Below are 4,822 nucleotides of genomic sequence, written 5' to 3' on the forward strand. Positions count from 1 at the left end.
GAGCGAGACCGATGCCGAAAAGAAAATCAAAGCGTTAGAGAAATGGTTATTTGGTGGTGGTTCGAATGAGGATGAGGGAATCATCCTTGACGAAGAGGGCAATTGGTGGGTAAATCAATTTGATGAGCCTCTATTTGGCAAAGAGACTTGTTGGTCGCAGCAGTGCTGTTATCGTGCAGCAAATAAAATACTGGAAAATGCCGGAACGTCAACTAACCGAACGATGCAAATGGTTATTGCAGAAAGTAACAATTCGGATTGCAGCGAATTAACAGGTAAAACAACAGAGTTTAAGGAAGCTGTACGGATTATTGATAAATCGTTGAAAGAACATGAATTGCCGATTATCGTAGGAGTGCAGCACCCTTATTCAAAGAATAACTGGAAACCCATCTGTTCTGGAAATTCCCCTAATATAACAAATCATTATATTATTATTCGAGGCAAAAAATATGATGCTACAAAAAAGCAATATTATTATTTGTTTTATGAAGTAGGAACGAATAACATAATCAATGGTCAAAATTCTGAAAACAAATTGTATATAAATGAATCTGAAAGTTTAATCAAAGGAAATACAAAATATGTTGATTATAACGACTATTATATAGTTACAGAGATTAGAAAAAATATAGGTCAAACATATTAAAACATGTTATTTATGAAAAAAGGTATTTTGATAATTATTTGTGCAGCAATATCATTGCAATGCTGTGGACAAACTCAAATTCAAGACAAAGAGTTTGAAAAATTTGTAGGAAAATTTTCCATCCAAAAATTTCCAATAAATACAAAGAGGATAAAAAAGACATTCAATGTAGACAACGACAAATCGAACATCACAAAAGAGGAAGCAATAAAATTTCTGAATAGGACTGATGAATCGATGAACTATTCGTTTGAATTATACGATTATGAAGAAGGTATCGTTCAAGGATATAAAAAAATGGAATGTATACCAGGTGTTTTGTGTAAATATAATACAAATAATTTTATGTGTCTTCTTACCTTGGAAGGAAAGATTAATTCAAACACAACGCTCATATATCTGTACACATTTGATTACAAGGGAAAAATGATAAATAAATGTATTATTGGAGAACAGTTTACCATGGAAGACGATTGGGTAAGTTGTATTATTGAAAATGAACAACATTTTAAGGTGTTTTGGTATTCAACAAATTTTGATAATTATACTAACAAAGATGGAACCTTATATCTTATAGATAAAGAAAAGCCATTGTCAAAAGTAATTATAGAGGATTATGAAATTCTGGAAAACGGTATAATACAAAAAAAGCAAGTAAAAGGACCTATATACTTGAAAGGGAGTATTGTTGATTATAAATTCTTTCATAAAGATTCTGATGACCCCATGAATAAGTATAATGATTGATTATGCAAAAGTGTGTGTTGACCAAAATAGTTATTAATTTAAAAAACATAAGAAAATGAAACGATTAGCTATCTTAATAATGTTAACAGGCTTATATAGTTTGTGCTACTGCCAAAAGATTGACCAAGAGAAAGAAAGACGTATAAAGAACGATTTCATAACTAAATTTGCGTATTTCAGATTGTTAACTAATCCATTGCTCTCTGATGAAGACAAACACGATAAATTTGGGGAAATACAGCATTCGAATGTTTATAAGGATAGTGTCTATTATAGTAGTATCATTCTTAAAATAAGCCATTGGGGTAGTCCCATTGGGGGGGGACAAGGATATAAAGTCGATATGTCAGCGCCTCCTTATTTATATTTGATAGAAAAAGGAAATGGATTAACGGGAATTAGATACATGCTTGGGGATACTATTTCTTCGAGCGTTTACGACAGTATTTTCCCTTACGACAACCGATTCCTTGCCTGCGATATGGGAGGGAATGAGTTTAGTTTCCATGGCGGTAATGTCTCATTTGGAAATTGGCGGGATATTGGTTTTCCGCATACGGTGGACTATGTTGGTTTTGTCAGAGGCGTACAGTTTGGAGTTGATGCTGTAGTGTATTATAACTCTGAATTTTCAGAATCAATTCGGAAAGAAAGACCTGAGTATCCTGATTATGAATATACTTACGCCAAAAGATCATTACTTTCGGACTGGCAACTTCTGATAGGCGCTCCCAAAGGTAAAGAAGACCAATTGGTGGAATTTATATACTATACACGAGACCCTGCAAAAACCGGAGAACCCGACAGCGAACATTATTACGAAATGCGCTACATTTTACCAACTAATATAACATCTATCAGCGAACGTCGCTTTGAAAAACGAAGATTGACAGAGGAAGAAGAGAAAAATTTTCTCAGAAGAGATACTTGGAATCCCTTAAGGTATTTTATTGATAGGTACAGAGATCCCGACATTAATATTGACGAATGAACCGCATACTACTCATACTACTCATCTTCCCTCTCCTGTTGTTTCCACAACAAGAGAGAAAAGATCGCGCGCCATTAATTGAAAATTCAACCATAACCCTAAACGATTCCACCCAAAACCAGCCTCGACCGGAAATCGCAACGCTAAGATTCAAGGCGACAAACAACACCAAATAAGAACTTTTATTCGTTTAAGATGAAAAATATGAAAACAACTTTCTTGACAATTGTATATCTCTTAATCTCAACTAGTTTATTTACTCAAACAACAAAAGATGAGCAAATAAAAAAGATAAATATTGAATTTGACAATAAACCTTATTGGGAAATCAAGCTAGACTATAATCAGAAAATAGATATATCTGATTCGCTTAAAATTAAAGTGTTGAAAGCTCTTAACCAAGAAATTCCTATTCAGCTACAATATGAAATTGTACATAAAAATAATTTTCAACAGAGTGATTCCATTTTTTGTATTCACTCAGGGTATGGTTGTAACGACAAAATAGGACAATGTATAGATTCCCTTCTTCAAAAAAGACTAGAAAAATTATCCGTATATAAAAAAAATATTAGTCGTAGTTTAATTCTAGCTACAGGAACATGGGGTATAGAAGAAGCAATACCTATTTTACTCAAACATAAAGGAGAAGAGAATTATCCTTACCCTGAAGTGGAGATGGCTTTGGCAAAATTAGGTGTTGATTCTTGTAAAAAAGAATTACTTGAACAATGCACACTAGAGTATGTACTTAGTATCACTCAATTTTCTACGACGAATAAAGATAAGGAATACTTTTTTATGGATGACAATTTGTTATTCTCAAGTGGAGAATATATGGATAGATTTTATTACATAGGTAATTACATAAAAGACATTAATCCACTCATCAATATGATTGATTTATTAGATATAGAAGGACGGCTACCGTTCCAGGATCGTGATTATTTATATATGGATGCAAGTATGCTTTCTGATTTACATTCTTTATTTAAAGACAATCCTCGATATAGTGAATGGGCAGGCCTTGTGAATAAATTTATAAAAGAGGCACATTTGGATACTTCCAAAAGAAGATTCTTCATGCCAGATCAGAAGGTTGTAATAAAGAAAGAACTGAAACAATGGATAATATCAAATGTTGATTTTTGAAATAACTAGCATGATTTTCTCCCTTTAGGTAAGTTTTCAGCTTATACCTAAAAACAAGCAGTTTACAATTGCCACGAAGTTGCAAACTTCGGAAAAAGTGAGTACAATTTGATTAGATAAATAATGAGAAAATTTATAAACATAGTATTTTTAGATGAATTTACCTGTCCGCCTGCACATTAAGATGGAAACCATGACGGGCGTGAGCATCGAAACGATGCCTAATATCGCTACTGTCCCCATCTTTTTGAGTGGGGGCGAAATGCGGATGCTGTATGGCGAAGACCTGAAAGATTATTTTAATATCGACAACTTACAATTTAAGGGGTACAGCAAAAACCAGTACCGCAACACCGGACAATTGCCCGAAGGCTTTTATCGCTTTGTGGTGGAAGTCCGGCACCATACCACCGGACGGCTGATTTCCAATCAGGGAATGGCGACTGCCTGGTTTGCACTCGGGAAACCGCCTGTTTTGAAAATGCCGGTAGAAAAAGCCGAACTGGGCGCTATTATGGGGATGCCTGTTACTTTTTCGTGGATACCGAATAATGTTGGCATACCATCGGCAGGCATTCAGTATAATTTTGAATTGTGGGAAATGCGCATTCCCGGCATCGATCCGTATGTGATTGCCCAATCGATGCCGGTGAAATACAGCGCTACGCAACTGGGCACAAATTTGGTGGTTTATCCCGAACAGTTGATGCTGGATCCGGGGATGCAGTATGCCTGGCGGGTAACGGCTTTCGATCCGTTTGGCAATATCCCTTTCGACCAAAAGGGGCATAGCCAGATTCGCACGTTTACTTATCAGTGCCAGTGCGATGCCGTGCAAAACTTTGAGGCAAAGCGAGACGGGCAGGATATGTCTTTTTCGTGGACACCCGAACTCAATCATACCTCATTCAACATCGAAGTAGAAAATCCCGAGAGCGGCTATCATACTGCTTATTCGATTAATGATGCACAGGTTAAGTTCCCTGATATAGATTTTGGGAAAACCTACCGGCTGCGGGTGCAGGCCATTTGCAACGGCAACCGGCAGAATCCGGCGCCATTTACCGAATGGAAAAGTCTGACGATACCGGAAAAGCCAAAGGTAGCAGATTATTGTCCGGAATGCGACTGCGGCGGCGAGATACAGCCTGTTCCGGTTACCAGCAACACCTTGCGTAATGAGCTGAAAGCAGGTGATTTACTCACCGACCCCTACGATGGTGGCAGCCGGTACACAATTAAATCGGTTATACCGCAGGGCGACGGCGCCTACAAAGGTCGGT

Annotated in this window: 4 protein-coding genes and 1 pseudogene; all 5 read left to right on the forward strand. The window is 36.7% G+C overall.

Translation table 11 applies throughout. The features are described 5' to 3' along the window. Positions 1-649: pseudogene (locus tag ACYPWY_RS15560) on the forward strand (hypothetical protein); the annotation flags it as partial. Positions 650-661: 12 nt separating this feature from the next. Continuing rightward, positions 662-1,396, forward strand: coding sequence for a hypothetical protein (locus tag ACYPWY_RS15565; protein WP_459686463.1), 735 nt, complete (start codon positions 662-664; stop codon positions 1,394-1,396). A 55-nt stretch (positions 1,397-1,451) separates the two neighbouring features. Next, positions 1,452-2,387, forward strand: a complete 936-nt coding sequence (locus ACYPWY_RS15570) for a hypothetical protein (protein WP_459686464.1) — start codon at positions 1,452-1,454, stop codon at positions 2,385-2,387. Positions 2,388-2,591: 204 nt separating this feature from the next. Beyond that, positions 2,592-3,539 (forward strand): hypothetical protein, encoded by a 948-nt coding sequence (locus tag ACYPWY_RS15575; protein ID WP_459686465.1) that lies wholly within the window; start codon positions 2,592-2,594, stop codon positions 3,537-3,539. A gap of 154 nt (positions 3,540-3,693) precedes the next feature. Then, positions 3,694-4,822: fibronectin type III domain-containing protein (locus ACYPWY_RS15580; RefSeq protein WP_459686466.1), on the forward strand; the 1,129-nt coding region annotated here is incomplete at its 3' end.

Source organism: Viscerimonas tarda (assembly GCF_054601255.1).